This is a genomic window from Loktanella sp. R86503 (assembly GCF_042466455.1).
Classification (GTDB): Bacteria; Pseudomonadota; Alphaproteobacteria; order Rhodobacterales; family Rhodobacteraceae; genus Loktanella.
This window is the reverse complement of sequence record NZ_JAXHCI010000002.1, coordinates 2,173,177-2,197,815: the sequence shown is the minus strand read 5'-3', so window position 1 is coordinate 2,197,815 and position 24,639 is coordinate 2,173,177. Positions and strand designations below refer to the sequence as shown.

Here is a 24,639-nt window from a genome sequence, read left to right as displayed (position 1 = left end):
GGTCAAATGGCCATCACAAGGCAGGCGAGGCGATTTTAAGGCACCGCTGCCCGATTAAGGCGCAATTAAGGCAAGTTGTGGGTATATGCCGCAATTTTGCCTAAAACTCAGGGCAACTTTGTAGCAGCGGCGCAGGCCATGATATCCGGCAAAGCCCGTTTGAATTTGAAAAATCCGGCTGTCGCCCGGGGCCAATTTAACTGATCGATCGGGCGCATCTGCACCGACAGGGTGATGCCGTTTGTATCCAGCGCCTGCCGCAATCCGGCCAGCGTATCCGCCGCCGGGCCGGTTGGCACATGCTGCATGACCACCTGGTCCAGTTTTGCTGCGCTTGCCCAGGTTACAATTTCCTGCAGGTCGGTGCAGCCGGTCACTGGCCCCAGCAGATTGGACAATCGCAAGGTGCAGTCGTCGATTGCGCCGCGGCTGAACTGTGTGACCCGGTCCGACACCAGCAAATGCGTGCGTGCGCGGCTGGCTTGCACGGTCGCTGTGGCGACAGGCCGCAGGCCCAAATCTGGACCCAGAAGGGAATCGGGAAACAACGTCTCGTCGGTCAAAAGCAGGCCGCTGCGGGCTGCTGGAACAAAAGGGTCGCTGACCGGGCAGGGGCGCGGCGCGGGCAGGGGCGGGCCGTCCAGCGCAGGCGCTGTCTGTGCCAGTCCGTCCGGGTTGAACCTACCGTTGGTATAGCGGGCGATATTATCGGCAGTGGCAAGATAGGTTTTGCCCCGCGTATGCAGCCCTGCCACCCAGCGCCACGACAATGTGTTGGATGCCGCATCGCCGTCCAGAAGGTGGCGCAGGAACAGATCAGCCCCCAGCACCCAAGGCAGTTCCAGCGTGAAAATCCAGATCGAGGCGAACCACATGCGCGCGTGGTTGTGCAGGTATCCGGTCCGCGCCAGCTCTGTCGCCCAATGGTCAAAGCAGTCGATGCCGGTCTGCCCGGTGCAAGCCTGTTCCCACCGCCGGCGCAACCCGCTTTGGGTTTGCACATCGTTCCAGGCGGCGCGGCGTTCGGATTGGTAATCGGCCCAGATCTGCGGACGCAGTTCCAGCCAGCCTTTAAAATACAGCCGCCACGCCACTTCAGTCACAAACTTTTCAGACAAATCCGGCCCATGGTGGCGCAGGGCGGCGGCGATGACCTCTTGCTCTGTCAGCAGGCCGTGGCGCAACCAGGGGGAAAGGCGGCTGACATTTTCATGATCTGCTGTGTCGAAATTGCGCGTGCGGGCGTAATCCACTGCCGCGTGCGGGGCAAAGGCGGTTAGCCGGTCAAGTCCAGCGGCGCGGGTCGGGGTGAAATCGGTCATGACGAAGATCTAGTGCAGCCTGTGCCGCAGGCCACTGCGACAGTTTCGACCGCATGCATCAAGGGGCATGAAACACACTTTTGGTGAACGAAGCCTTAACCCGCCTGTGTCAAGACAAGGCCAACCGCCCTTGAAGCCCTGCGCAGGCGTGCATAGACTTAGGCGAACACGAACGGACGCGCCAACAAGGCGTCCAGAACCAGAGGCATTGTTATGCAAGATCCCGTCGAAACCTACATGAACCTTGTGCCGATGGTGGTCGAACAGACCTCTCGCGGTGAACGCGCCTATGATATTTTCAGCCGCTTGCTGAAGGAACGCATCATTTTCGTGAACGGCCCTGTCCATGACGGCATGAGCCAGCTGATCGTCGCCCAGTTGCTGCACCTTGAATCGGAAAACCCGAAGAAGGAAATCAGCATGTATATCAACTCTCCGGGCGGGTCCGTCGTCGCGGGGATGAGCATTTATGACACCATGCAGTATATCCGCCCCAAGGTGTCCACGCTGGTCTGCGGCCTGGCTGCATCAATGGGGTCGGTCATCGCCATCGGCGGCGAAAAGGGCATGCGCTTTTCCCTGCCCAACGCCGAATTTCTGGTGCACCAGCCATCGGGCGGCGCGCAGGGTACGGCAGAGGATATCCTGATCCGCGCCCGTAACATCGAAGCCACGCGCGAGCGGATGTATAAACTCTATGTCAAGCATTCGGGCCAGTCGCTGGCCAAGGTGCAAAAGGCGCTGGACCGCGACAAGTGGATGACCCCGGAAGAAGCGATGGAATGGGGCCATATCGACGAAATCGTCACCCGTCGTGACGCAGCCGAGGACGAATAAACCCGTCCTGACCAAACCCGATGCCAGATCACACGCGATGTGATGCGTTTTTGGCGTTGTGGCTACTTCGGCGCTGTCCTAGTCTGCATGACCAAGGACAGCGCGACACCAAAACGGCCTTTGGCCAAAGGACACGAGTAATGGCAAGCACCACCGGCAGCGACAGCAAAAATACGCTCTACTGCAGCTTTTGCGGCAAAAGCCAGCATGAGGTGCGCAAACTGATCGCGGGCCCCACCGTATTCATCTGTGACGAATGCGTCGAACTTTGCATGGATATCATCCGCGAAGAAACGAAGTCCGCGAGTCTGAAATCCGGTGAAGGCGTGCCGACACCGCGCGACATCTGCAATGTGCTGGACGACTATGTTATCGGCCAGATGCACGCAAAGCGCGTGCTTTCTGTGGCTGTGCACAATCACTATAAGCGATTGAACAACAGCGACAAATCCGACATCGAACTGGCGAAATCCAACATCATGCTGATCGGTCCTACGGGCTGCGGCAAGACGCTGCTGGCGCAGACGCTGGCGCGTATTCTGGATGTGCCGTTCACCATGGCTGACGCGACGACCCTGACCGAAGCAGGTTACGTTGGCGAAGACGTTGAAAACATCATCCTAAAGCTGTTGCAGGCGTCGGAATATAACGTGGAACGCGCGCAGCGCGGCATCGTCTATATCGACGAGGTCGACAAGATCACCCGCAAGTCCGACAACCCGTCCATCACCCGCGACGTATCGGGCGAAGGCGTGCAGCAGGCCTTGCTGAAGATCATGGAAGGCACCGTCGCCTCTGTGCCGCCGCAGGGCGGGCGCAAGCATCCGCAGCAGGAATTTCTGCAGGTCGACACAACGAATATCCTGTTTATTTGCGGCGGTGCATTTGCCGGTCTGGACAAAATCATCGCCCAGCGTGGCAAAGGGTCGGGCATGGGCTTTGGGGCCAATGTCAAAGGTCCCGATGACCGCGGTGTCGGCGAAATTTTTACCGAGCTGGAGCCGGAAGACCTGCTGAAGTTTGGCCTGATCCCGGAATTCGTTGGCCGTCTGCCGGTCATCGCAACCCTGACCGATCTGGACGAAGACGCGCTGATCACCATCCTGACCGCGCCGAAAAACGCGTTGGTCAAGCAGTACCAGCGCCTGTTCGATATCGAGAATACCAAGCTGACCTTTACCGATGATGCGCTGAAAGCGATTGCAAAGCGTGCGATCGAACGCAAAACCGGTGCCCGCGGCCTGCGGTCCATCATGGAAGATATCCTGCTGGACACGATGTTCGACCTGCCAGGCATGGACACCGTGACCGAAGTCGTCGTCAACGAGGAAGCCGTCGGTCCCGACGCCAGCCCGCTGATGATCCACGACGACGGCAAGAAGAAAGAGAAAGAAACCGCCAGCGCGTAAGCGATGTTGACCGGTGAACAGATCAAAGGCCGTCGCAATTTGCGGCGGCCTTTTTATTTAAAGGCAATGCATGACCGTTACCCACATCACCACCGGATCCCCGTTTGAGGAAAAGATCGGCTATTCTCGCGCTGTCGTCGCGGATGGCTGGGTCTTTGTCGCGGGCACGACAGGCTATGACTACGCCAGCATGACGATGCCGATTGATGTGACGGACCAGTGCCGCAATGCGCTGGCCACCATCGCCGATGCGCTGGGGCAGGCGGGGGCGTCACTCGATGATGTGGTGCGCGTGAATTATATCTTGCCCGAAGGGAACGACTGGGAGCCGTGCTGGCCCATCGTCGCAGATGCCTTTGCCCGCGCGCGCCCGGCGGCGACGATGATCCGGGCAGGCTTGCAGACGCCCGAAATGAAGATCGAAATAGAGGTAACAGCGCGCCTGCCGTAAGCGCTGCCTCTGGACCTTTGTGCCCGATTGGGGCATGACATGACCTAAGCAACCGGAGACGATGATGGGCCTTGTTCAGAAAATCGCACGCGTTTTCACTTGGTGGGACGGTCAGACTTTTGCCACCCAGTTCTGGACGTGGCGCAAGGGCGACAAAGTGGGCGAAGATGCAGAGGGTAATCTGTATTATCGCAACGCCGATGATAGCCGTCGCTGGGTAATCTTCAAAGGCGAAATCGAGGCATCCAAGATCGCGCCCGAATGGCATGGGTGGCTGCACCGGACGTGGGATGAAACTCCGACCGAACGCCCGTTGGTTCATAAAGCATGGGAACAGCCGCATCAGGAAAACCTGACCGGCACGGCACTTGCCTATGCCCCGAAGGGATCGCTGCGCAGTGCGTCCCCCGCCGAACGTACCGATTACGAGGCATGGTCCCCGGAATGATCCGCGCCGCCCTTTTGTGCGCCCTGCTGCTACCGGGCAGCGCGTTTGCCCAGTCGGCCTTGTCGCGCCCCGGCGGCGATTTGCGGGTGCTGGATAAGGTCACCGGCCAGTTGTTCGATGTGTCGATCAATGCCGGGCAAAGCCAGAAGGTCGGTTATCTGAACATTGTCATGAACGATTGCCGTGTTCCTGCGGATAATCCAAGTGGCGATGCCTACGCGGAACTTGTCGTGACAAACCGCGACGATCCGACGCCCGTATTTAGCGGCTGGATGATCGCATCTGCGCCGGCGCTGAATGCGATGGACCACCCGCGTTACGACGTCTGGGTGATGGACTGCGCCAGCTGATCCAGGTCAATAGTGCCCGGGGAGCCGAAATCTGCGGTTCGCGTTAACGCTTTTGCAAGGTGATCTTCATATTCTGCCCGCGGGATCTCTATCCCGCCCAGGGATGCCAGATGTGGTGTTATGAATTGCGTATCAAATAAGGTAAAACCCTGCCGGTTCAGGCGCTCTATGGCGCAGGTCAGGGCAACCTTTGACGCATCGGTCACGGTCGAAAACATGCTTTCACCGAAAAACGCAGTCCCGACCGTGACCCCATAAACACCGCCGACCAAGGCGTCGCCTTGCCACACCTCTATGGAATGGGCATCGCCTTGCGCGTAAAGCGCCTGGTAAACATCGTAAATAGGCGGGTTAATCCAAGTTTCTGGGCGGTTGGCGCAGCCTTGAACCACCTGCGCAAAGGCGCGATCGGCGCTGGCCTTCAGGTGGCCGCGCCGCAACGTCTTGCGCAAAGATCGAGAGACATGGAAGCCGTCCAGCGGCAGGATGCCGCGAAAGCGGGGCTGGACCCAGAACACGTCTTGCGCGTCCCGGGTCTCTGCCATGGGGAAAATGCCTTGCCGATAGGCCTGCAACAACAGGTCTGGCGACAGCATCCCGGTCATCGCCCTAGCCCAGGTGGGTTTCGAGCCAGTGTTCCAGCCAGTGAATGTTGTAGTCGCCGGACAGGACGTCAGGCTCTTGCAGCAGGGCGTGGAACAGGGGGATCGTGGTATCGACACCGTCGACGATCAGTTCGTTCAATGCGCGGGCCAGACGGGCCAGCGCCTCTGGACGGTCGCGACCATGAACGATCAATTTACCGATCAAGCTGTCGTAGTAGGGCGGGATCCGGTAGCCGTCGTAAAGCGCCGAATCCATCCGCACGCCCAAACCGCCAGGGGCGTGGTATTGCGTGATCGTGCCGGGGCAGGGGCTGAAGTTCGGCAGCTTTTCAGCGTTGATCCGCACTTCGATGCTGTGGCCGTTGATTTTCAGGTCGTCCTGCGTGAACGACATGGGCAGGCCAGCGGCGACGCGAATCTGTTCGCGCACAAGATCGATGCCAAAGATATTCTCTGTCACCGGGTGTTCGACCTGCAGACGGGTGTTCATTTCGATGAAATAGAACTCGTCGTTTTCGAACAGGAATTCGATGGTACCGGCACCGATATAGTTGATCTGTGCAACAGCATCGGCGCAGACCTTGCCGATGCGCGCCCGCAGTTCCGGGGTAATGGCCGGGCCGGGGGCTTCTTCCAATACCTTTTGGTGGCGCCGCTGAAGCGAGCAATCCCGCTCGCCCAGATGGACGGCATTGCCCTTGCCATCGCCAAAGACCTGAATTTCGATGTGGCGCGGCGTGGTCAGGTATTTTTCAATATAGACTTCGTCATTGCCAAAGGCGGCCTTGGCTTCGGCACGGGCGGAATGGAACGCCTTTTCCATATCAGCAGCGGTTTGCGCCACTTTCATACCGCGCCCGCCGCCACCGGCGGTGGCCTTGATGATAACCGGATAGCCGATTTCTTCGCCGACGCGCTGCGCGTCTTTGAGCGTTGGCACACCGCCGTCAGAGCCGGGCACGCAGGGGACGCCCAGCTTTTTCATCGTGTCCTTGGCGGTGATCTTGTCGCCCATCATGCGGATGTGTTCGGCTGTGGGGCCGATAAAGGTCAGGCTGTGGTCCTCTACAACCTGCACAAATGCCGCGTTTTCCGACAAAAAGCCGTATCCGGGGTGGATTGCCTGAGCGCCTGTAATTTCGCAGGCGGCAATGATGGACGGAAAGTTCAGATAGGACTGGGCCGAGGATGGCGGGCCGATGCAGACAGCCTCGTCCGCCATGCGCACGTGCATCGCGTCGGCGTCGGCAGTGGAGTGCACGGCGACGGATTTGACGCCCATTTCCCGGGCGGCGCGGACGACACGCAGGGCGATTTCGCCCCGGTTCGCGATCAGGATCTTGTCGAACATGACAGCAATCCTATTCAATAATCATCAAGGGAGCGCCGAATTCCACCGGACCGCCATCCTCGACCAGGATACGCTTTACGGTGCCTGCGCGGGGCGCGGGAATGTGGTTCATCGTTTTCATGGCTTCGATGATCAGAAGGGTGTCGCCTTCTTTTACTTGGGTGCCAGTCGCCACAAAGGCGGCAGCACCTGGTTCGGCGGCCAGGTAAACCGTGCCGACCATCGGCGAGGTCACCGCGCCGGGGTGCGACGCCGGATCGGCCGGTGCAGTCGCAGCGGGGGCTGCCATCGGTGTGTTTGCGACCGGTGCCGGCGTGTTGGCAACGACGGCTTGCTGCGGTTGCGGTGCCGGCTGTGCATAGCGGCTGACGCGCACGTCAAGGCTATCGTTTTCGGCGTAGTCCCGCTTGACTTTCAATTCGGTCAAATCGTTTGCGCGCAGCAGTTCGGCCAATGCCTGAATAAAGCTGACGTCGCTGTCCTGAGAGGTCTTGTTGCCCATGTGTGTTCCGGCCATTGCTCTTGTTACTACCAGTTGTGTGCCGCTGGCGGTCACACGATTGGCGGACTTATAGGGCAAGTGACGCAAGGTGAAAAGCGCTTGCGCGCGATAAGCTGGGCGCGGGGCATTTACGCGGGTTCAGGATCGGCGGAACTTGTTTCGGTTTTTGCCGGGTTTTCGGCGTCGTCCGCGGAACTTGGGTCTGTTTCGATCACCGGCGATATTGCAACTTCTGGCGTGGGATCTGACCCGGTCACAGTGTCGTCCTGCACCGTTACATCGTCTTCAGCTTCAGTTTTGGCTTCACTTTCGGCTTTGACGTCATCAGGTTTAGGGCCGTGGGGAAGCATGGTCACGCCGTAGGGTTTCAGCACGCGATCGACGGGCTGGGCGGTATCGGCGGGCAATGACAGTTTTGTCTGAACGACCACGGCGTTTTGCCCGCTACTTGCGGGGATCGGCAACGGGATCGACGGCTGCGGATTGCGTATCAATGCAGCAGTATCGGCAGTTGGCCGAAGATCTGCGCGGACAATCGGGGCGGAGGCCTGTTGCGGCGCAGCGATAGGGGACGTTACGATTACCATTTTGGCGCTCCTTTCCGGTCCGCCGGTTTTCTACCCCTATATATGACGTGGCCCGAGTTACTGATCCGTAAACCGGGCCACTTCTACCGCAAGAATCCAAAGCGATGGTTAACGCCGGGGATCAAATCGCCAGGTATTCTGCCCGCAGTTTTTCATTCTCCAGCACCTCTTGGGCCGAGCCGTTGAACACAACCGATCCGGTATCCAGAATGACGGCGCGGTCAGCCAGTTTCAGCGCGGCGACAGCATTCTGTTCGACGATAATTGTCGTAATGCCCTGATCGCGAATGATTTTCAGTGTCTTCGCAATTTCCTGCACAATTACCGGGGCAAGGCCTTCGTAGGGTTCGTCCAACAGCAAAACCTTGATGTCGCGGGCCAGCGCGCGGGCAATAGCGAGCATCTGCTGCTCGCCGCCGGACAAGGTTACGCCTTCTTGCTTGCGCCGCTCTTTCAGGCGGGGAAACAGCTCGTAGATCCGCTCTAGCGACCAGCCGATTGGTGGCGCTATCTGGGCAAGTTGCAGATTCTCTTCCACCGTCAGGCCCGCGATGATGCAGCGATCCTCTGGCACCAGCGCGATGCCTGCGCCGGCAGCCTGATGGCTTTTCATCAGGTGCAGCGGCTGGTGGTCGAGCCAGATTTCGCCGTGCTTCAGCTCTGGATTGCCCAGACGCGCGATGGTGCGCAGGGTGGACGTTTTGCCGGCGCCGTTGCGGCCAAGAAGGGCAAGGATTTCGCCCTCTCTGATGTCAAAACTGACGTTCTGGACGATGTAGCTTTCGCCGTAATACGCCTCCACCTCCCAAACGCTTAGGAAGGGGCGGTCAACGGCGGCGTTGTTTTTATGCGGGTCGAATAGTGCGGTCATGTCATGTCCTTTGCGGATGCCTGACTTTGATTAAAAGGGGCTAGATCTGGGTTTCGCCCAAATAGGCTTCGCGCACCTTGGGATCGGTTTTGATCTGGTCGGGGCTGCCTTCGACAAGCGGAGTGCCCTGCGCCAGAACGGTGATGCGATCGGCGAGCGAGAAAACGACCTGCATGTCGTGTTCGATGATCGCCATTGTGATCCCGCGCTTGGTGCGAATGTCTTTGAGCAGCGCAATCGTGTTTTCCGTATCGGCGCGGGCCATGCCGGCGGTCGGTTCGTCCAGCAACATCAGGCGCGGTTCCTGCACAAGGCACATTGCCATTTCCAGCCGCCGTTTATCGCCGCGCGATAGGCTGGATGCGACCTCATGCGCTTTGGACAGCATGTTGACTTCTTCGAGCATCGTTTCCGCCTGCGCGGTGATCGCGCGCTCGTTGCGGACGGGTTCGATGGCATGCATGCGGAATGCGCCGTCGCGTTTGGCAAAGCAGGGGATTAGCACATTTTCCATGACCGTAAGGTCAGAGAAGATTTCCGGTGTCTGAAACACCCGGCTGATGCCCATTTGCGCGATTTCGAACGGTTTACGCCCCAGTACGGACTGGCCGTCGAACATGACCGACCCCGAGTCCGGGATCAGTTTGCCGACCAGCACGTTTAGCAAGGTCGATTTACCCGCGCCGTTCGGGCCGATGATCGCGTGGACGGTGTTTTCCGCGATGGACAGGTTCACATCGCCCAGGGCCTGCAGACCGCCGAAGCGTTTGTTGACGCCTTTGACTTCAAGGATTCCCATAAGATCGTTTCCTTATTCTGCAGTTTTCTGGCGGGCGGCGTCGCGGTCTGCTGCTGTCACCTCGCCGGATTTGCGGCTGAACAGTGCAGCCAGACGTTGTCCGCCCTGAACCAGACCACCGGGCAAGAAGATGACGACGACCATGAACAAAAGGCCCAGTGTCAAATGCCAGCCTTCGCCAACAAAGGGGTGGACCAGCCAGATCAGGCCGTTTTCAATCGGGTCGGGCAGGGCGCCAAACCACTGGTGCAGCACGTTCTCGTTGATCTTGGAGACGATGTTTTCCAGATACTTGATCACGCCAGAGCCGACGATCGGGCCAATCAGGGTGCCGACACCGCCAAGGATGGCCATGACGACGATCTCTCCGCTCGCGGTCCAATACATCCGTTCCGCGCCGGTCAGCGGGTCCATCGCGGCCAGCAAACCGCCAGCCAGACCTGCATACATGCCAGAGATGATGAAGGCGTATAGCATGTAGGGCTTCGTGTTCAGACCGGTGTAGTTCATCCGCGTCTGGTTCGATTTAATCGCCCGCAGCATCATGCCAAAGGGCGAGCGGAAGATGCGGATCGACAGATAGAAGGCGGCAATCAGCATCAGCGCGCACAGGTAGTAGCCAACCTCGAAGGTGAAGGCCCAGCCGCCGATATTCAATGTCGTCGATTCGGCCATCGCCAGTCCAAAGAAATGCGGCGCGGATGGCGCGCCGGCACCGGCCAGGATTTGCGGATCAGAGGAGTAGACCTGCAAGCCGGTTTCACCGTTCGTCAGCGGGGTCAGCACCGAATAGGCCAGCGCATAGGACATCTGCGCAAAGGCCAGCGTCAGGATCGAAAAGTAGATGCCAGAGCGGCGCAGGCTGACGTAGCCGATGACGATGGAAAACAGGCCCGCGACAATGACGCTTAGCAAAATGGCCGGGACGATGTTGAAGGACAGCAGCTTGAACATCCAGACGGCGGCGTAAGATCCGACACCCAGAAAGGCCGCGTGACCGAAAGAGAGATAGCCGGTCAGGCCGAACAGGATGTTGAAGCCGATCACAAGTATGCCGAAGATGGCAAATCGTTGCATCAGCGCCGGATAGCCTGCGTTGAACGACTGCCCCAGCGATGATGTTACCGGAAAGGGGTTCAGGATGATGGGGGCCAGCAGCGTCAGGGCGACGACGACCAGCAACAGGGTGAAATCTTTGCGTGTCAGACCCAGCATGGATTAGTCCTCCATCACGCCGGCGCGGCCCATAAGGCCCCGGGGACGTGTCAGCAGAATGATGATGGCCACCAGATAGATGACGATTTGGTCGATGCCCGGCAGGATCGCCTTGACTTCGTTCATGGATGCAAAGCCTTGCAGAATGCCCAGCAGGAAACCGGCAAAGACGGCACCAGGCAAAGAGCCCATGCCGCCGACGACGACCACGACAAAGCTCAGCACCAGAAAATCCATGCCCATGTGATAGTTGGGCGAAACGATGGGCGCATACATCGCCCCTGCAAGCCCCGCGACAGCGGCGGCCAGGCCGAACATCAGCGTAAAGCGTTTGTCGATGTCGATGCCCAGCATCCCCACGGTTTCGCGGTCCGCCATACCGGCGCGGACAACCATGCCAAAGGTGGTGAACTGCAAAAAGGCAAAGACAGCGGCGATGATCACGGCGGAAAAGCCGAAGTACACAAGGCGCCAGATCGGATAGACCACCGCATTCGCCTGAAAGCCCAGATATTGTCCCAGATCGACAGAGCCGCTGAACAGCGGCGGGGCAGGCGACTGGATCGGGTTCGCGCCGTAAACTGCGCGGATGATTTCCTGCAGCACGATGGCAAGGCCGAAAGTCACAAGGATCTGGTCCGCGTGGGGGCGCTTGTAGAAATGCTTGATCAGGCCCCGTTCCATCGCCCAGCCAACGAACAGCATGACTGGGATCACAAGGATGATCGACAGCGGCACGGACCAGGCGATCATGGTCGCCGCGCCTTCGGTGCCAAAGACGGATGCCAGATAAGGCACCTTGGTTTGCAGCGGATTGCCAAGAAAGTCGGTCTGCGACGGATCAACGACCGTATGGGACAGCGACAGCAGGCGTTGCATGGTGACAGCGCAGAATGCGCCGATCATGAACAATGCGCCGTGGGCAAAGTTGACGACGCCAAGGGTGCCGAAGATCAGTGTCAGGCCCAGCGCGATCAGCGCATAGGCCGACCCCTTATCCAGACCGTTTAGAATTTGTAGTACGATAGCGTCCATCGGTCCGCTCCTCTTGGGGGGCTCGGGCTGTTTCGTGCGAAAAAGTGAAAATGGCGCAGCGGTGGCACCGGGGCGGGGTGGGGCAGGCGGCGTGCGCCTGCCCCGATACCTTGCGCTTATGCGCCCGGGTTACATTCGCCCAGTGCGCCGCCGGCGAACATGGGGTGATCGTCGGCATATTCGACCTGCGCGCGCGGCGTCTCTTCCACGATCTTCAGGGTGTCGTAGCCGACCATGTTGGCATTGCCGGATGTCGATGCGACGCCTTCCATGACCAACACATCCTTAAAGCACTGGTGATCAGACCCGCGATACAGCGTCTGGCCATTGCCCATGCCGTCGAACTCGAAGTCCTCCAGCGCTTCGACCACGGCGCAGGGGTTGAACGAACCCGCGCGGGCGACGGCGTCCGCATAAAGCAGCGTCTGGACATAGCAGGTGTGCGCGGCGTTGGATGGCGGGAAGCCGTACTTTTCACCAAACGACTTGACGAACGCCTTGGTGCCTTCGTCCTGCAGCTGCCAGTTCCAGTTCATCGAGCCGTAGACGCCTTCGATGTTGGAACCCGCACCTTTTGCCATCAGCTCGGAATACAGCGGCACGATGATTTCGAACTGCTTGCCGTTGACCATCTTGTCCTTCAGGCCGAACTGTACCGCTTGGGTCAAAGAGTTGACCATATCCCCGCCGTAGTGGTTCAGGACCAGAATATCCGCGCCAGAGTTCAGCACAGGCGCGATATAGGACGAAAAGTCACCGGCACCCACGGGTGTCAGCACGTTCTGTGTGGTTTCCCAGCCCATGGCTTCGGTGGCGGCAGCCATCGATTCCTGCTGCGTCCAGCCCCAGGTATAGTCGGCGGTCAGGTGATAGGCCTTGCGGTCGGTGCCGTAAGCTTTTTCCAGAACCGGCGCGAGGGCGGCTGCGGACATATAGGCGTTAAAGAAATGGCGGAAGCCGTTGGCCTTGCGGTCCTTACCGGTCGTGTCGTTCGAATGGGTCAGACCCGCCATAAAGATGACGCCAGCATCCTGGCACAGGCCCTGCACGGCAACAGCCACGCCCGAGGACGAGCCGCCGTTAATCATGATGCAGCCGTCTTTCTGGATCATCGATTGGGCCGCAGCGCGGGCAACGTCGGATTTGGTCTGGGTGTCGCCGGTGACAAAGCCGACCTTTTTGCCCAGAATGCCGGTGCCATCCAAGTTCTTCTGGCTAAAGGTGTTCAGCATGCCGCCGTCGCCCATGCCGTTCAGATGTTCGACAGCCAGTTCCTGCGCGCGCAGCTCGTCCAGACCTTCTTCGGCATAGGGGCCGGTCTGCGGCACGTTGAAGCCGAACATGACAGTGTCGCCCGTGGGCGCGTTGGTAAAGCCGGTGTGGTTTTCGGCCCGCAGATAGGTTGGCAGCATCAGGCCGGCGCCGGTGACGGCCCCGGTTTTCAGCACGCCGCGGCGCGAGAAATTCGATTTGGACATGGGTATCCTCCCTCATGGTTTCTTGGCCGCCGGACCCTCCCGTCCCTCGGCCTGCACTTGACAGCGCTAACGTGATCATGACGTCACGTCCGGTTGTTCACCAACACAGGTTTCAGAAACCTTGACGAATTTGTAAACTAATGCACAAATCCGCCAAAGCGTCTGTAAAGTGGTTTTCGCGCAGGTGCAGCATTTAGCAGCGGGGGACGCGGGGGGGATGGACCGGACAGGGTCGCGGATCAGGGCAAGGCGGCTGGACGCCAAGATGGCGCAACGCGATCTGGCGCAAAGCGTCGGAATATCGGCCAGCTATCTGAACCTGATCGAACATGATCGCCGCCGCATCGGGGGCAAGCTGCTGACGCAACTTGCTGCGGCACTGAACCTTGACCCGGCGCTGCTGGCCGAAGGCGCAGATGCCGGATTGGTGGGGCGGATGCGCGCCGCCGCAAGCCAGACCGGACAGACTGTAGAGGCGGCGCAAACCTCTGATCTGGCGGGCCGCTATCCCGGCTGGGCCAAGTTGATTGCGGCGCAGGCCGACCGGATCGCCGCGCTGGAACAACGCACCCAAATGCTAGAAGACCGGATTACCCACGATCCGGCGCTTGCCACTGCGCTGCACGGTGTCATTTCGGCTGTGACGTCGATCCAGTCCACGGCGGCCATTCTGACAGGAGAGTCGAAGGTCGACGCCGACTGGCAGGCCCGGTTTCACCGCAACATCCATGATGATGCCGCCCGGCTTGCGCAGACCTCTGCCGCGCTGATAGCCTATTTCGATGCGCCTGCCAATGCGCCGCCCGTATCGCTTTCTCCGCTGGAGGAGGCAGAGCAGGCCTTGTCCCGAACAGGTTTCCACCGCCCTGCGCAAGAGCCGGACGGCGCACAAGCGGCGGGCGATCTGCAGGTCAGTGCAGCGGCCGCCGGGCTATTGGCGGATTACGATGCCCGTTACCGCGCCGATGCGGCCGCCCTGCCGCTTGCAACGGTCCTGCCTGCGGCCAAGGCTGCCCAGTATGATCCGCTGCGCGTCGCGGCGCAAACAGGGCGGCCGCTGGCGCAGGTCATGCGGCGGCTGGCCGCGCTGCCCGCGCAAAGCGATGCGCCGCCCTTGGGCCTGCTGATCTGCGATGCCGCAGGGGTGGTGCGCCTGTTAAAGCCTGTGCCGGGGGCGGGGTTGTCGCGTGCGGGGCTTTGTCCGCTCTGGCCGATCTTCAGTGCGCTGGGGCAACCGGGGCGGGCGGTGGCGGCGCAGGCGGTGCTGCCCGGCACGCCCGATCTGCGCCTGATCTGTCATGCCATCGCCGAGGTCATTCCGCATCCGGACGGCCCGCATCTGCCACCGCTGATCGAGGCGACAATGCTGCTGCGTCCCGATGATGGCCCCGCCGCCGCTGCCGCAGTCCCCGTCGGGGCCGGATGCCGGCTGTGTCCGCGCAGCGCCTGTCCCGCCCGCAGAGAGCCCGCCTCTGTCTCATTATCCATGACGCTTTGACTCCGGGCGCGGCAGGCGTGATAGTTGGTCTGTGCGCACCCGGGGAGGGGGACGCACAAGATCGCTAGGGGGGAGAGGGGTGCCGTATGGCTAAACGCGTTTTGCTGATCGAGGACGAGCCAAATATCATCGAGGCGATCAGCTTCATTCTGTCGCGCGACGGCTTTACCGTGCATACGCACGAGGATGGTGAAACCGCGATGCGCAAGGTGCGCGCGCAGACCCCCGATATGATCATTTTGGATGTCATGCTGCCGGGTAAGTCGGGATTTGATATTCTGCGCGAATTGCGCGCCGAACCGGCGACAGCAACCTTGCCGGTCCTGATGCTGACGGCACGGGGACAGGCAAAGGATCGCGAACTCGCAACGCGGCTGGGGGCTGACGTGTTCATGACGAAACCCTTTTCCAACGCCGAAATCTGCGCCCAGGTCCGCGCCATGATCGGCGATGATGCCCCGTGCGGCGATGTGGCCCGTGACGCAACCGCCTGACTTGCCGCCCGAGCTGCCGCCCGAGCTGCTGCCTGCCGCGCCGCCTCGCATGCCGGCCAAGCCCGGCCTGTTTCTGGCCCGGGACAGCTATCGCCAGCGCCGCCTGCGCGATGCGGCGCGGATGCTGCCCGTGCTTGGGGCCGTGATCTGGCTTTTGCCGCTGATGTGGCAACGTGGCCCGCAAGAAACGGGTGGCATGGCGGCCGCTGTGGTCTTTGTCTTTGCCGGATGGACACTGCTGATCATCCTGACCGCCCTGATCGCACGCAAACTGCGCCCCGATGATGATGCGGGCATACGGCCCGACACAGCGCCATGATGTCGTTCAACCAGCTGATCGCCATTGCGCTTGGCTATGTTGCGTTCCTGTTCGTCGTGGCTTTCGCTGCCGAACGACGGGCCGCGCGCGGGCAGGGCGGCTGGCTGCGTCTGCCCATCGTCTACACGCTGTCGCTGTCGATTTATTGCACAGCATGGACCTTTTACGGGGCCGTCGGCTATGCCGCGCGGTCCGGGCTTGAATTTGTGACGATCTACCTTGGCCCGACCCTTGTGGTGGTGGGCTGGTGGTGGATCTTGCGCCGTCTGGTGCGCATCGGGCGCATGCAGCGGATCACGTCGATTGCCGACCTGATTTCCTCTCGGTTCGGTAAATCGACGACGCTTGGCGTGATCGTCACCGTCATGGCGATCATTGCCGCCACGCCTTATATCGCGCTGCAATTGCAGTCCGTCACCCAATCCTTTCAGGTATTCGCCCGCGCCGGGGGGCAGGATTGGGGCGAGGTGGAACTGAACCGCGCCGGTATCTGGATCGCCATCGGGCTTTGCTTTTTCACTGTCCTGTTCGGCACCCGAAACCTGGACGCAAACGAAAGGCACCACGGCGTCGTCATCGCCATCGCGGTCGAGGCTGTGGTTAAACTGGTGGCCTTGCTGGCTGTCGGCATCTTTGTGGTCTGGGGCCTATCCGACGGTGCCGTGGCGATGCTGGCAGAGATCGAAGCCTCTCCGATTTCCGACTGGACCCAGTCGGGTAGTCGCTGGGCTGCGTTGATTTTCTTGTCCGCGGCCGCCTTTTTGTGCCTGCCGCGCATGTTTCAGGTGTTGGTCGTCGAAAACGCCGACGAACGGCATTTGCAGACCGCCAGCTGGGCCTTTCCGCTTTATCTGCTGCTGATGAGCCTGTTCGTCATCCCCATCGCAGTGGTCGGCCTGCGGATCATGCCAGTCGGGGCAAATCCGGACCTTTTCGTGCTGACGCTGCCGCTCAGTCAAGGGCAGCAGGGGCTTGCGACGCTGTCGTTTCTTGGCGGGTTCTCGTCGGCAACCTCGATGGTGATCGTGGCGACGATTGCGCTGTCTACGATGGTGTCGAACCACATCGTTCTGCCGCTGTGGATGCGCGCCGGCACGCCCCCCGGCGCGGTCATGTCAGGGGATGTGCGGCAGGTCGTCGTGCTGGCGCGGCGGCTATCCATCGGCGGCGTTCTGGCGCTGGGCTATCTGTATTTTCGCCTGTCGGGGGGCGGGTCCGCGCTGGCGGCAATCGGTCTGGTGTCGTTTTCAGGCGTGGTGCAGGTGCTGCCCGCGATGCTTGGCGGCATATTCTGGCGCGGTGCGACGCGCACCGGGGCAATCCTTGGCCTGACCTCTGGGTTTGCAGTCTGGGTCTGGTGCCTGTTTTTGCCCAGTTTCGGCACCGACGCCATTCTAAGCGCGTCCGTCCTGGCGCATGGCCCTTTCGGCCTGAACTGGCTGCGGCCAGAGGCGCTGTTCGGGATTGCGGGGGTGGACCCCGTTCTGCACGGGCTGCTGTGGTCCATGTTGCTGAATACGGGACTGTTCTTTGCCGGATCGGTCCTGTCCTTTCCTAAGCCGATCGAACGGCTGCAAGGCGCGCAATTCGTCAATGTCTTTGATCATTCGGCCAACGGCCCGGCCTGGACCCGGTCTGCCGCCACGGCCGAGGATCTGCTGATTATGTCCCAACGCATTCTTGGTGCCGGGCAGGCGCAGGCGATCTTTGCGCGCGCCGCGGCGCGGCAAGGCAAGTCCGACACGCTGCCCGATGTGACCCCGGCTTTTGTCGCGGCGCTGGAACGGGAACTGGCCGGATCGGTCGGTGCGGCGACCGCCCACGCAATGATCGCGCAGCTGACCCAGGGCACATCGGTCACGGTGGATGACCTGATCGCGCTGGCGGACGAGACAGCGCAAATTCTGGAATATTCCAACCAGTTGCAGGTGAAATCCGCCGAACAGGAACGCACGGCCCGCGCCCTGCGCGACGCCAACGCAAAGTTGATGCAGCTGTCGGTGCAAAAGGATGCCTTTCTCTCCCAGATCAGCCATGAACTGCGCACACCAATGACGTCGATCCGGTCGTTTTCCGATATCCTGCAGATGGGCGATATCAACCCGCAAGATACCGCGCGGATGGCGGGAATCATTAACGCAGAGGCGCTGCGTCTGACCCGCCTGCTTGATGATTTGCTGGACCTGTCTGTGCTGGAAAACGGGCAGGTGACATTGCACATGCAATGCGGAACGCTGCAAGAGCTGCTTGACCGCGCGATTGGGGCCGCCGGGCTGGCGCCGGGGGCCTTGCAGATCGACCGCAGCAAGGCAGCGCCAAGGCTGTGGCTGGAAACCGACCTAGACCGGCTTAGTCAGGTTTTCATCAACCTGATCACCAATGCGGCGAAATACTGCTCTGCGCCAAGTCCGGCGCTGCAAATTGTCAGTCACATGATAGATGGGCGGCATATCGTTGATTTTATTGATAATGGCCGCGGCATTGCCGCAGCTGACCGCGCGGTCATTTTCGAAAAATTCTCTCGGCTGGGCGATTCGTCCCGGGCGGGCGGTGCAGGTCTGGGGCTGGCGATCAGCAAGGAAATCATGATCCGGCTTGGCGGCGATGTCGCCTATGTGGCGCAGACATCGGGCACATGTTTTCGCGTGACCATGCCGGATCATGCGTCAAACCCGGTGAAAGAGGGTATCGCGGCGGTGTCATCTTAAGGGTGTGGAAACCTAATTGCGCGACACATGGGGCACTCCGCGGCGCGATGGGCCTGACCTGAAAGGATAGCAATGACTACGGCGACCGGATCCGGCGTTCTGCGGCGCATGACACAGCGGCAGCAACCCGACGCACCGGATGTGCCACTGACCGCATCACGGGCCGTGCGCCTAGCCTTGGCACGGGGCGCGCAAACCAGCATCGGTCTGCCGCTGACCGTGGGCAGCGTGGCCGAACAGACATTGTCGCTTGATGAATTGCTGTCCGAATTCACGGATGACCTGTTACTGCTGTCCCTCAAACGGGATGGTGCCATTTGCGGCATACTGGCCTGCGATGCCGGTCTGGTCGCCGCAGCGATAGAGGTGATGACAACCGGCAAAATCAGTGCTGCCCTGCCAGATGCGCGTCCTGTGACCAGAACCGAAGGCACCTTGGTCCAGCCTTTGCTGCGCGCCCTGCTGGACGAGCTGGAAGAGACGACCGCCCGCACGCCCTTGGACGGCTGGACGCGGATGGCGGGGCTGGGGCCGCGCTTTGACAGTTGCCGTGCGGCAAGCTTTGACATGGTAGAACATACATACCGGCTGATGCGCATGTCGCTAGAATGTGGCAGTCCGGACCGGCAGGGGCTTGTCCTGCTGGCCCTGCCGATGCAGGGCGCAAGTGTTGCCGAAACCGAAACGCCCACCCCGGCGGCCCCAGCCGCCGACTGGCACAGCCGGTTACATGACACCGTGATGACCGCACCCGCGCGGCTGGATGCGGTGCTGCACCGGATGAAACTGCCGTTGTCAGTCATGTCGGGCCTGCATGTGGGGCAGGTTTTACCGTTGCAAGGGTGCACCGTGGGCATGGTACGGCTGGTCGATCCGAACGGGCGCACTGTGGCGCGCGGCCGTCTGGGACAGATGGCAGGGCAGATTGCGGTACGCGTTCAGGCCTGCGCCGATACAATTCCCATGACCGAAATGGACGGCGGGGCAGTCGAACCACCAGAACGGGCCTTGCGCACCCGTGCCGGCGACATTGCCGCACCGCAATTCGCGATGAACCCCGCAGAGGCGACAGAGGACGAGATCGATTGGTCAGCCGCACCCATGTCCCTGTCGGTGTCGCAATAGGCTGCGCACAGGCCCGTCAGGCCGGACCTGCTGGCAAAGCCTTATGCGAGGCGGTCGCGCAGGCCGCTGATGTCGTAGCCACCTTGCGCCGCTGCGGCGATAATGGCGTCGGGGTCCATCTTGCCGGCTTGGGTCAGCGCCCAAACAATGGTCGACCGTGTGCCAGAGGCGCAATAAGCCAGCGTTTTGCCGCCTTCTGCCGCCTGCGCCTGCAGGGCGACCATATCGTCATTCAGGCCCTGATGTGTGACCGGATTGACAACAAAGGTCATTCCCTCAGCCTCGATCGCGGCGCGCAGCGCGTCAGCCTGATGGCTTGGCGGCACTTCTGCATCGGGGCGGTTGCAGATGACGGTAACGAAACCCGCCGCCTTGATCGCAGCTGCATCGGCAGGATCGATCTGAGGCGCGGAGGCGTAGGCGGGGGTGATTTGACGGATATCCATGCTGCAGGATTACCGCGGGGCCGCGGCGGCGTCCAGACGTTTGGCGATGGCAGGCGCGACAAGCATCCCCGCAATCATGGCGGCGACAAAAACGATACCGCCGAAGCCGCCCCAAAACAAAGAGGCCATGGCAGGCCCGGGGCAGAGCCCGACCAGCGCCCAGCCCATGCCGAACAGCACCGAACCTGCAACCAGCCTTTTGTCCAGTCTGGTGCCGGGCTGCGCGGGAAACTGTCCGCCCAGCACCGGGCGGCGACCGATGGTCCAGCGCCACGCCAATGCCATCGGCACAATCGCGCCGCCCATGACAAAGGCGAGCGTTACGTCCCAGTGACCAAAGAAATCAAGGAAACCCTGCACCTTGGCCGTATCGGTCATGCCCGATACCAACAATCCGGTGCCAAACAGGCCGCCAACAAGAAAGCTGACAAGTTTGCGCATCACACGGCTCCGACAATGCCGCGCAAGGCGGCGATGGTGACGGCCCCTGCGCCGATATAGATCAAGGTCGCCACGATCCCCCGCAGGCTCAGCCGGCTGATCCCGCAGACGCCATGACCGCTGGTACAGCCATTGGCGAGCCGCGTGCCTATTCCGACCAGCACGCCAGCCACGATGATCAGGGACATGTTTGATGTCAGGTTCGTCTGCGCGCCGCCCGTCGCCAAGGCGATCACCCCCGGCACGACGACCAGGCCTGCGATCAGGGCCAGCCGTTCACCGGCATCGCTGCGGCCGCTGCCGTCCACAAGCCCGCCCAGCAGGCCGGACGCGCCCATGATCCGCCCGTTCACAAGCAGGAATAGCGCCGCCGCCCCGCCGATCAGCAAGCCGCCGATCAAACCCAAGATCCAGTCCATTGGCACGGTGTCGTTCCTTTTCCTTTTGCGCAAAGCCGGATACCCTTGCCCTGCAGCTTTTGCCATCTATGCATTTGCTGTCCCGCCGCAAGCCCAGATGTAAAGGCCCGACATGACGCAAACCGACTGGGACACCGCCGACCGCGCCGCGGCTATACTGAAACGGCTGGCCAATCCGATGCGCCTGCGCCTGCTGCTTGCGTTGCGGGGCGGGCCGCAGTCGGTCAGCGACTTGCAGGTTCTGGTCGGGGCCACCCAGCCTGCGGTGTCGTTGCAACTTTTGCGGATGCGCAACGACGGGTTGGTCAGCTGCTATCGCGACGCGGATGACGCCCGTATCATGCTTTATGCCGTGGCACAGCCAGGCACGCTGGACCTGCTGGATATGGCGGCGGCGATTTAGGCCAGCAGGACGCCAACCACGACCATCATCAGCCCCAGCATCGCGGAAAAGAACGCCGCAAGGTTGATTGGCATCTGCCGTGCGATCTGCGCGCGCAAGGCGGCGTCGTCCAGCCCGGCGCGCTTGGCGCGGATGACGGCGGTCACGGAATACAGCACGCCGCACAGGCCCAGAACCGACACGATGGCGCCAGCCCAGATAAGATAGATCATTGTCCCTGCCTCCGCTTGTGGTGCGCGCATCCGCTACCGTGTCAGCCTGCGCCTTGCAAGGGGGCGGGCCAGCGGCTAGGAACGGGCGCAAGCATTACCGCGCAGGAGATACCCGATGTCCGATACAGCCACCAATATCCAGACCGAGAATGTCGCCGGCGAAGAACTGCGCCAGTTTATCGAACGTTACGAACGGCTTGAGGCGGAAAAGAAGGACATCGTCGAAGGCCAGAAAGAAGTCATGGCCGAAGCCAAAGGTCGCGGCTATGATGTTAAGGTCCTGCGCAAGATCATCGCCATGCGCAAGCGTGACAAGGACGATCTGGACGAGGAAGAGGCCGTTCTGGAAATGTACATGGCCGCCTTGGGCATGAGCTGAGCCCCAGCGGCGCAAGCTATCATTTGAATGACCCGGCCCCTTTCGACAGGGGCCGGCCTGCGATCAGGGCAGGATGAACCTGACGTCCGGCATCTGCGCGATAAGGTCGATATCCTCGTCGTATGATGCTGACATATCTTCGATATCATCGGCCGTCATGCCGGGCAAATCGACGGTTTCCTCAACCTCCTCAGGGATCGCGTATTTGTCCAGAAATGCCGCGATAACGCGCCGCTTTTGCGCGTCGTCTGCGGGTGGGTGGGCCTGAAGGTATTGCAAAAGCCGGTTCATGCCCTCTTTTGACATGATCGTGGCCAGCAGGTCATAGCCACCCGTAATTGGCATATCCGGTGCAAGCCCTGCGATTTCGCGCACCAATTCTGCCCAGATGACAGGCGTGTCTTCGTTGCACCAGCAGGTCAGCGACGCCTGCGGCGCGACATTGCGGATGCGGCGGACTAGATCGGACCAGCGCAGATTGTGAGGATCAAATCCCTGCAGGAACGCAGGAAAACTGTCCGCCTTTGATCGCCGGTAGGCATCGGGCAAAAAGGTGACCGGATCGCGCAGCGACAGATAGATATCCAGCTCGTCCTGCGGGAAAAGCTGCAGCATGCCGCGCAGCTTGAAGTCTACCTGATCATAAAAGATGCCGCCGTCAAAAATGCGGTTCGGGATGCAGATAAAGTTCGTATTGCTCATGACCAGGCGGTGCGGGTCGTCGTCTTCTATAATGGTGTCCAGCAGGATCTGACGGGCGTCCGGGGCCGGGGCGGCACCATCGAGGTTCTGGATCGTTTCGCGGATCAGGCGGCGATAGCTGCTGGGGCCGGGGGCGCTAATGCCCTGCGCCGCCAAAAGGTCGGCGTTTTTAAGGATCGACTTCAGAAGCAGGTCCTCGTCGGTGCAATTGGCCCCGATGTGCAGCGCGATTTCCATATTGGCCCCGGTTTCGTGTTCTTGTTGGTCTTGCGGCGCAGCATAACGGCAAATCTGGACAGAGGAAACGCTTTCCGGTAGGCGCTGCCTTATGTCAGAGCAAAGCACTCAGGTACTGCCCGTCGCACGCCGTCAGGCCTGGTTTGATCCTTGGTCCACGGGGGCGGTATTGATCGCCTGCATTGTCCTGGCCCCGCTTGTGGCGGTGGTTTGGTTTGCGCTGACCCCAACCGACAACATCTGGCCGCATCTGCTGTCCACAACCCTGCCGCGCTATGTCGTGAATACGGGGTTGATGATGTTGGGAACCGGCACCTTGACTGCAATTGTCGGGACGGTCACCGCCTGGCTGGTCGTCATGTACCGTTTTCCGGGGCGGGGCTGGCTGCAGTGGGCGCTGCTGATGCCGCTGGCGGTGCCGGCCTATGTGGGGGCCTACGCGCTAGTGGATTTTCTGGACTATGCCGGCCCCGTCCAGACGGCGCTGCGCAGCACATTCGGATGGGCCACGTCGCGCGACTACTGGTTTCCGCAGATCCGCACGCGCGGCGCGGCCATTCTGGTCATCAGTGCGGCGCTTTATCCCTATGTCTACCTTCTGGCCCGCGCCGCATTCCGAGAGCAGGGCGGAGCGGGATATGAAGTGGCCCGCGCACTGGGGGCCGGCCCGATTGCGCGTTTCTACCGCGTAGGTTTGCCACTGGCACGGCCTGCAATTGCCGCGGGCGTGGCTGTCGTTATGATGGAAACGGTGAATGATTTTGGCACCGTCGATTATTTCGCGGTGCAAACGCTGACGACCGGCATCTTTTCGGTGTGGCGGCAGGGCGGCAATCTGGGCGGCGCGGCGCAGCTGGCCTGCGTGATCCTGTCTGTCATCGTCATTCTTGTCAGTCTGGAAAAGACCTCTCGTCGTCGTTCCCGGTTTGCGACATCGGCCCGCAACGTGCGCCCCGTGACGCCCGCGCAGCTGCGCGGGGTAGGGGCCCTGGCTGCGACATGCGCCTGCGCACTGCCGGTCCTGGCCGGCTTTGTGCTGCCGGTCGCGGTGCTATCCTCTCATGCGATGACGGCGGCGCAATGGACCGCGCCCGGCCTGTCAGAGGCATTCGCCCGCACCTTGCTGGTCTGCGGGCTGGCCGCGGTACTGGCCGTGATCGGCGGGGTGTTCATGGTTTACGGCACGCGGCTATCCGGACGCCGCCTGCCGCAATTGCTGTTGCCGGTAACCGCACTTGGATATGCGGCCCCCGGCGCGGTGCTGGCGCTGGGCATCCTTGTGCCGCTGGCCGCCTTTGACAACGGTTTGGCCGACCTGATCCTGTCGGTCACGGGGCGCGATCCGGGCCTCCTGCTGACCGGCAGCGCCGGTGTGCTGATCCTTGCCTATGTCGTGCGGTTTTTCGCGATTGCCGAAGGGGCTGCCGACGCCGCATTGGGCCGTGTCCCCGCCAGCTTGCCAATGGCCGCCCGTTCGCTGGGCCGCAGCGCCGGACAAACCCTGCGCGCCGTGCACCTGCCGCTGATTCGCGCCAGCATCGGCTCGGCCCTGCTGCTGACCTTTGTGGACGCCGTCAAAGAACTGCCGGCCACGCTCATGTTGTTCAATCACGACACCTTGTCGACCCGCGTTTACGCCAAGGCGAGCCTTGAAAATATCGCAGAAGCCGCCCCTGCCGCGCTTGTCATTTGCGGTGTCGGACTGCTTGCCGTCATTTTGCTGGCTCGCGCAAACAAGTAGGGTCTTGCACCCCCGCGAAAGTGGCGTTATTGCGCCCTCAGTGCCCCTATAGCTCAGCTGGTAGAGCAACTGATTTGTAATCAGTAGGTCCGCGGTTCGAGTCCGTGTGGGGGCACCATTTCATCATCCAACTTTATCCGATGACATCCGATATTCTCTTGTTTATAAGGTGATTGTCGAGATCGTTTGTCCAGCGCTGTTTGTTGACGTCCAGCAGCGTACCCCCGAAAAGGGGGTATTTCTGGGGGTACGATG

Annotated in this window: 28 protein-coding genes and 1 tRNA gene; 14 read left to right on the top strand and 15 right to left on the bottom strand. The window is 61.0% G+C overall.

Annotated elements, in window-relative coordinates; all coding sequences use genetic code 11:
- Positions 1–107: 107 nt before the first annotated feature.
- On the bottom strand, positions 108–1,322 hold the full coding sequence (locus SJY10_RS11770) for an FAD-binding domain-containing protein (RefSeq protein ID WP_386682797.1): 1,215 nt from the start codon (positions 1,320–1,322) through the stop codon (positions 108–110).
- A 213-nt stretch (positions 1,323–1,535) separates the two neighbouring features.
- Between SJY10_RS11770 and SJY10_RS11765 the strand changes: the two genes are divergently transcribed.
- The 5 genes from SJY10_RS11765 (at position 1,536) to SJY10_RS11745 (ending at position 4,817) form a co-directional block, all read left to right on the top strand.
- A complete protein-coding gene (locus SJY10_RS11765; protein ID WP_386682795.1) occupies positions 1,536–2,159 on the top strand; it encodes an ATP-dependent Clp protease proteolytic subunit in 624 nt (207 codons plus the stop codon).
- A gap of 140 nt (positions 2,160–2,299) precedes the next feature.
- A complete protein-coding gene (gene clpX, locus SJY10_RS11760) occupies positions 2,300–3,568 on the top strand; it encodes an ATP-dependent Clp protease ATP-binding subunit ClpX (RefSeq protein WP_386682793.1) in 1,269 nt (422 codons plus the stop codon).
- A 70-nt stretch (positions 3,569–3,638) separates the two neighbouring features.
- Positions 3,639–4,019, top strand: coding sequence for a RidA family protein (locus SJY10_RS11755; RefSeq protein ID WP_386682791.1), 381 nt, complete (start codon positions 3,639–3,641; stop codon positions 4,017–4,019).
- 64 nt (positions 4,020–4,083) lie between these two features.
- Positions 4,084–4,467: an NADH:ubiquinone oxidoreductase subunit NDUFA12 gene (locus tag SJY10_RS11750; protein WP_386684646.1), complete on the top strand. Its 384-nt coding sequence runs from the start codon at positions 4,084–4,086 to the stop codon at positions 4,465–4,467.
- The gene (locus SJY10_RS11745; protein ID WP_386682789.1) at positions 4,464–4,817 is read left to right on the top strand and encodes a DUF2155 domain-containing protein; all 354 of its coding nucleotides are present in this window, start codon (positions 4,464–4,466) and stop codon (positions 4,815–4,817) included. Before SJY10_RS11750 ends, SJY10_RS11745 begins: the two co-directional genes overlap by 4 nt.
- On the opposite strand, the gene aat is transcribed toward SJY10_RS11745, so the two are convergent.
- From aat to SJY10_RS11700, 9 genes are all read right to left on the bottom strand, one after another.
- The gene (aat, locus tag SJY10_RS11740) at positions 4,784–5,422 is read right to left on the bottom strand and encodes a leucyl/phenylalanyl-tRNA--protein transferase (RefSeq protein ID WP_386682787.1); all 639 of its coding nucleotides are present in this window, start codon (positions 5,420–5,422) and stop codon (positions 4,784–4,786) included. The two genes, SJY10_RS11745 and aat, sit on opposite strands and share 34 nt — an antisense overlap.
- 4 nt (positions 5,423–5,426) lie before the next feature.
- Positions 5,427–6,773 (bottom strand): acetyl-CoA carboxylase biotin carboxylase subunit, encoded by a 1,347-nt coding sequence (accC, locus tag SJY10_RS11735; RefSeq protein WP_386682785.1) that lies wholly within the window; start codon positions 6,771–6,773, stop codon positions 5,427–5,429.
- A gap of 10 nt (positions 6,774–6,783) precedes the next feature.
- Positions 6,784–7,275 (bottom strand): acetyl-CoA carboxylase biotin carboxyl carrier protein, encoded by a 492-nt coding sequence (accB, locus tag SJY10_RS11730; RefSeq protein WP_386682783.1) that lies wholly within the window; start codon positions 7,273–7,275, stop codon positions 6,784–6,786.
- Between the two features lie 128 nt (positions 7,276–7,403).
- On the bottom strand, positions 7,404–7,862 hold the full coding sequence (locus SJY10_RS11725; protein ID WP_386682781.1) for a hypothetical protein: 459 nt from the start codon (positions 7,860–7,862) through the stop codon (positions 7,404–7,406).
- Positions 7,863–7,983: 121 nt separating this feature from the next.
- Positions 7,984–8,733 (bottom strand): ABC transporter ATP-binding protein, encoded by a 750-nt coding sequence (locus SJY10_RS11720; protein WP_386682779.1) that lies wholly within the window; start codon positions 8,731–8,733, stop codon positions 7,984–7,986.
- Between the two features lie 40 nt (positions 8,734–8,773).
- Positions 8,774–9,532, bottom strand: a complete 759-nt coding sequence (locus tag SJY10_RS11715; RefSeq protein WP_386682777.1) for an ABC transporter ATP-binding protein — start codon at positions 9,530–9,532, stop codon at positions 8,774–8,776.
- Positions 9,533–9,544: 12 nt separating this feature from the next.
- Positions 9,545–10,747, bottom strand: a complete 1,203-nt coding sequence (locus tag SJY10_RS11710) for a branched-chain amino acid ABC transporter permease (protein ID WP_386682775.1) — start codon at positions 10,745–10,747, stop codon at positions 9,545–9,547.
- Positions 10,748–10,750: 3 nt separating this feature from the next.
- Positions 10,751–11,782 carry a branched-chain amino acid ABC transporter permease gene (locus tag SJY10_RS11705; RefSeq protein ID WP_386682773.1) on the bottom strand — a complete coding sequence of 344 codons (1,032 nt, stop codon included), beginning with the start codon at positions 11,780–11,782 and terminating at the stop codon, positions 10,751–10,753.
- 116 nt (positions 11,783–11,898) lie between these two features.
- Positions 11,899–13,260, bottom strand: coding sequence for a substrate-binding protein (locus SJY10_RS11700; RefSeq protein WP_386682771.1), 1,362 nt, complete (start codon positions 13,258–13,260; stop codon positions 11,899–11,901).
- A gap of 217 nt (positions 13,261–13,477) precedes the next feature.
- On the opposite strand from SJY10_RS11700, the gene SJY10_RS11695 reads away from it, so the two are divergent.
- From SJY10_RS11695 to SJY10_RS11675, 5 genes are all read left to right on the top strand, one after another.
- Positions 13,478–14,758, top strand: a complete 1,281-nt coding sequence (locus SJY10_RS11695; RefSeq protein WP_386682769.1) for a helix-turn-helix domain-containing protein — start codon at positions 13,478–13,480, stop codon at positions 14,756–14,758.
- A gap of 86 nt (positions 14,759–14,844) precedes the next feature.
- Positions 14,845–15,252, top strand: coding sequence for a response regulator transcription factor (locus SJY10_RS11690; RefSeq protein WP_386682767.1), 408 nt, complete (start codon positions 14,845–14,847; stop codon positions 15,250–15,252).
- The gene (locus tag SJY10_RS11685; protein ID WP_386682765.1) at positions 15,236–15,571 is read left to right on the top strand and encodes a hypothetical protein; all 336 of its coding nucleotides are present in this window, start codon (positions 15,236–15,238) and stop codon (positions 15,569–15,571) included. Before SJY10_RS11690 ends, SJY10_RS11685 begins: the two co-directional genes overlap by 17 nt.
- Positions 15,568–18,279 carry an ATP-binding protein gene (locus tag SJY10_RS11680; RefSeq protein ID WP_386682763.1) on the top strand — a complete coding sequence of 904 codons (2,712 nt, stop codon included), beginning with the start codon at positions 15,568–15,570 and terminating at the stop codon, positions 18,277–18,279. Before SJY10_RS11685 ends, SJY10_RS11680 begins: the two co-directional genes overlap by 4 nt.
- Positions 18,280–18,351: 72 nt before the next feature.
- On the top strand, positions 18,352–19,404 hold the full coding sequence (locus SJY10_RS11675; protein ID WP_386682761.1) for a FliM/FliN family flagellar motor switch protein: 1,053 nt from the start codon (positions 18,352–18,354) through the stop codon (positions 19,402–19,404).
- 41 nt (positions 19,405–19,445) lie between these two features.
- On the opposite strand, the gene SJY10_RS11670 is transcribed toward SJY10_RS11675, so the two are convergent.
- Genes SJY10_RS11670 through SJY10_RS11660 form a run of 3 tightly spaced genes read right to left on the bottom strand, consistent with a single transcriptional unit; the run spans position 19,446 to position 20,716 of the window.
- Positions 19,446–19,850 carry a TIGR01244 family sulfur transferase gene (locus SJY10_RS11670; protein WP_386682759.1) on the bottom strand — a complete coding sequence of 135 codons (405 nt, stop codon included), beginning with the start codon at positions 19,848–19,850 and terminating at the stop codon, positions 19,446–19,448.
- Positions 19,851–19,859: 9 nt separating this feature from the next.
- Positions 19,860–20,291: a DUF6691 family protein gene (locus SJY10_RS11665; RefSeq protein WP_386682757.1), complete on the bottom strand. Its 432-nt coding sequence runs from the start codon at positions 20,289–20,291 to the stop codon at positions 19,860–19,862.
- On the bottom strand, positions 20,291–20,716 hold the full coding sequence (locus tag SJY10_RS11660) for a YeeE/YedE family protein (RefSeq protein WP_386682755.1): 426 nt from the start codon (positions 20,714–20,716) through the stop codon (positions 20,291–20,293). Before SJY10_RS11660 ends, SJY10_RS11665 begins: the two co-directional genes overlap by 1 nt.
- Before the next feature lie 106 nt (positions 20,717–20,822).
- Here SJY10_RS11660 and SJY10_RS11655 point away from each other — a divergent pair, with 106 nt between their 5' ends.
- The gene (locus tag SJY10_RS11655; protein WP_386682753.1) at positions 20,823–21,113 is read left to right on the top strand and encodes an ArsR/SmtB family transcription factor; all 291 of its coding nucleotides are present in this window, start codon (positions 20,823–20,825) and stop codon (positions 21,111–21,113) included.
- On the opposite strand, the gene SJY10_RS11650 is transcribed toward SJY10_RS11655, so the two are convergent.
- Positions 21,110–21,325, bottom strand: a complete 216-nt coding sequence (locus SJY10_RS11650; protein WP_386682751.1) for a hypothetical protein — start codon at positions 21,323–21,325, stop codon at positions 21,110–21,112. The two genes, SJY10_RS11655 and SJY10_RS11650, sit on opposite strands and share 4 nt — an antisense overlap.
- Before the next feature lie 115 nt (positions 21,326–21,440).
- Here SJY10_RS11650 and SJY10_RS11645 point away from each other — a divergent pair, with 115 nt between their 5' ends.
- Positions 21,441–21,704, top strand: coding sequence for a DUF2312 domain-containing protein (locus SJY10_RS11645; RefSeq protein WP_386682749.1), 264 nt, complete (start codon positions 21,441–21,443; stop codon positions 21,702–21,704).
- A 63-nt stretch (positions 21,705–21,767) separates the two neighbouring features.
- On the opposite strand, the gene SJY10_RS11640 is transcribed toward SJY10_RS11645, so the two are convergent.
- Positions 21,768–22,643 carry a hypothetical protein gene (locus SJY10_RS11640; RefSeq protein WP_386682747.1) on the bottom strand — a complete coding sequence of 292 codons (876 nt, stop codon included), beginning with the start codon at positions 22,641–22,643 and terminating at the stop codon, positions 21,768–21,770.
- A gap of 91 nt (positions 22,644–22,734) precedes the next feature.
- Here SJY10_RS11640 and SJY10_RS11635 point away from each other — a divergent pair, with 91 nt between their 5' ends.
- Both SJY10_RS11635 and SJY10_RS11630 read left to right on the top strand, forming a co-directional pair.
- Positions 22,735–24,384, top strand: coding sequence for an ABC transporter permease (locus tag SJY10_RS11635; protein WP_386682745.1), 1,650 nt, complete (start codon positions 22,735–22,737; stop codon positions 24,382–24,384).
- Between the two features lie 42 nt (positions 24,385–24,426).
- Positions 24,427–24,502: transfer RNA gene (locus tag SJY10_RS11630), tRNA-Thr, on the top strand.
- The last annotated feature ends 137 nt before the right edge of the window (positions 24,503–24,639 follow it).

Excerpts from the sequence above, each read along its gene's own strand:
- SJY10_RS11770 (WP_386682797.1), bottom strand. The coding sequence starts at position 1,322 with ATGACCGATTTCACCCCGACCCGCGCCGCTGGACTTGACCGGCTAACC.
- SJY10_RS11765 (WP_386682795.1), top strand. The coding sequence starts at position 1,536 with ATGCAAGATCCCGTCGAAACCTACATGAACCTTGTGCCGATGGTGGTC.
- clpX (WP_386682793.1), top strand. The coding sequence starts at position 2,300 with ATGGCAAGCACCACCGGCAGCGACAGCAAAAATACGCTCTACTGCAGC.
- SJY10_RS11755 (WP_386682791.1), top strand. The coding sequence starts at position 3,639 with ATGACCGTTACCCACATCACCACCGGATCCCCGTTTGAGGAAAAGATC.
- SJY10_RS11750 (WP_386684646.1), top strand. The coding sequence starts at position 4,084 with ATGGGCCTTGTTCAGAAAATCGCACGCGTTTTCACTTGGTGGGACGGT.
- SJY10_RS11745 (WP_386682789.1), top strand. The coding sequence starts at position 4,464 with ATGATCCGCGCCGCCCTTTTGTGCGCCCTGCTGCTACCGGGCAGCGCG.
- aat (WP_386682787.1), bottom strand. The coding sequence starts at position 5,422 with ATGACCGGGATGCTGTCGCCAGACCTGTTGTTGCAGGCCTATCGGCAA.
- accC (WP_386682785.1), bottom strand. The coding sequence starts at position 6,773 with ATGTTCGACAAGATCCTGATCGCGAACCGGGGCGAAATCGCCCTGCGT.
- accB (WP_386682783.1), bottom strand. The coding sequence starts at position 7,275 with ATGGGCAACAAGACCTCTCAGGACAGCGACGTCAGCTTTATTCAGGCA.
- SJY10_RS11725 (WP_386682781.1), bottom strand. The coding sequence starts at position 7,862 with ATGGTAATCGTAACGTCCCCTATCGCTGCGCCGCAACAGGCCTCCGCC.
- SJY10_RS11720 (WP_386682779.1), bottom strand. The coding sequence starts at position 8,733 with ATGACCGCACTATTCGACCCGCATAAAAACAACGCCGCCGTTGACCGC.
- SJY10_RS11715 (WP_386682777.1), bottom strand. The coding sequence starts at position 9,532 with ATGGGAATCCTTGAAGTCAAAGGCGTCAACAAACGCTTCGGCGGTCTG.
- SJY10_RS11710 (WP_386682775.1), bottom strand. The coding sequence starts at position 10,747 with ATGCTGGGTCTGACACGCAAAGATTTCACCCTGTTGCTGGTCGTCGTC.
- SJY10_RS11705 (WP_386682773.1), bottom strand. The coding sequence starts at position 11,782 with ATGGACGCTATCGTACTACAAATTCTAAACGGTCTGGATAAGGGGTCG.
- SJY10_RS11700 (WP_386682771.1), bottom strand. The coding sequence starts at position 13,260 with ATGTCCAAATCGAATTTCTCGCGCCGCGGCGTGCTGAAAACCGGGGCC.
- SJY10_RS11695 (WP_386682769.1), top strand. The coding sequence starts at position 13,478 with ATGGACCGGACAGGGTCGCGGATCAGGGCAAGGCGGCTGGACGCCAAG.
- SJY10_RS11690 (WP_386682767.1), top strand. The coding sequence starts at position 14,845 with ATGGCTAAACGCGTTTTGCTGATCGAGGACGAGCCAAATATCATCGAG.
- SJY10_RS11680 (WP_386682763.1), top strand. The coding sequence starts at position 15,568 with ATGATGTCGTTCAACCAGCTGATCGCCATTGCGCTTGGCTATGTTGCG.
- SJY10_RS11675 (WP_386682761.1), top strand. The coding sequence starts at position 18,352 with ATGACTACGGCGACCGGATCCGGCGTTCTGCGGCGCATGACACAGCGG.
- SJY10_RS11670 (WP_386682759.1), bottom strand. The coding sequence starts at position 19,850 with ATGGATATCCGTCAAATCACCCCCGCCTACGCCTCCGCGCCTCAGATC.
- SJY10_RS11665 (WP_386682757.1), bottom strand. The coding sequence starts at position 20,291 with ATGCGCAAACTTGTCAGCTTTCTTGTTGGCGGCCTGTTTGGCACCGGA.
- SJY10_RS11655 (WP_386682753.1), top strand. The coding sequence starts at position 20,823 with ATGACGCAAACCGACTGGGACACCGCCGACCGCGCCGCGGCTATACTG.
- SJY10_RS11650 (WP_386682751.1), bottom strand. The coding sequence starts at position 21,325 with ATGATCTATCTTATCTGGGCTGGCGCCATCGTGTCGGTTCTGGGCCTG.
- SJY10_RS11645 (WP_386682749.1), top strand. The coding sequence starts at position 21,441 with ATGTCCGATACAGCCACCAATATCCAGACCGAGAATGTCGCCGGCGAA.
- SJY10_RS11640 (WP_386682747.1), bottom strand. The coding sequence starts at position 22,643 with ATGGAAATCGCGCTGCACATCGGGGCCAATTGCACCGACGAGGACCTG.
- SJY10_RS11635 (WP_386682745.1), top strand. The coding sequence starts at position 22,735 with ATGTCAGAGCAAAGCACTCAGGTACTGCCCGTCGCACGCCGTCAGGCC.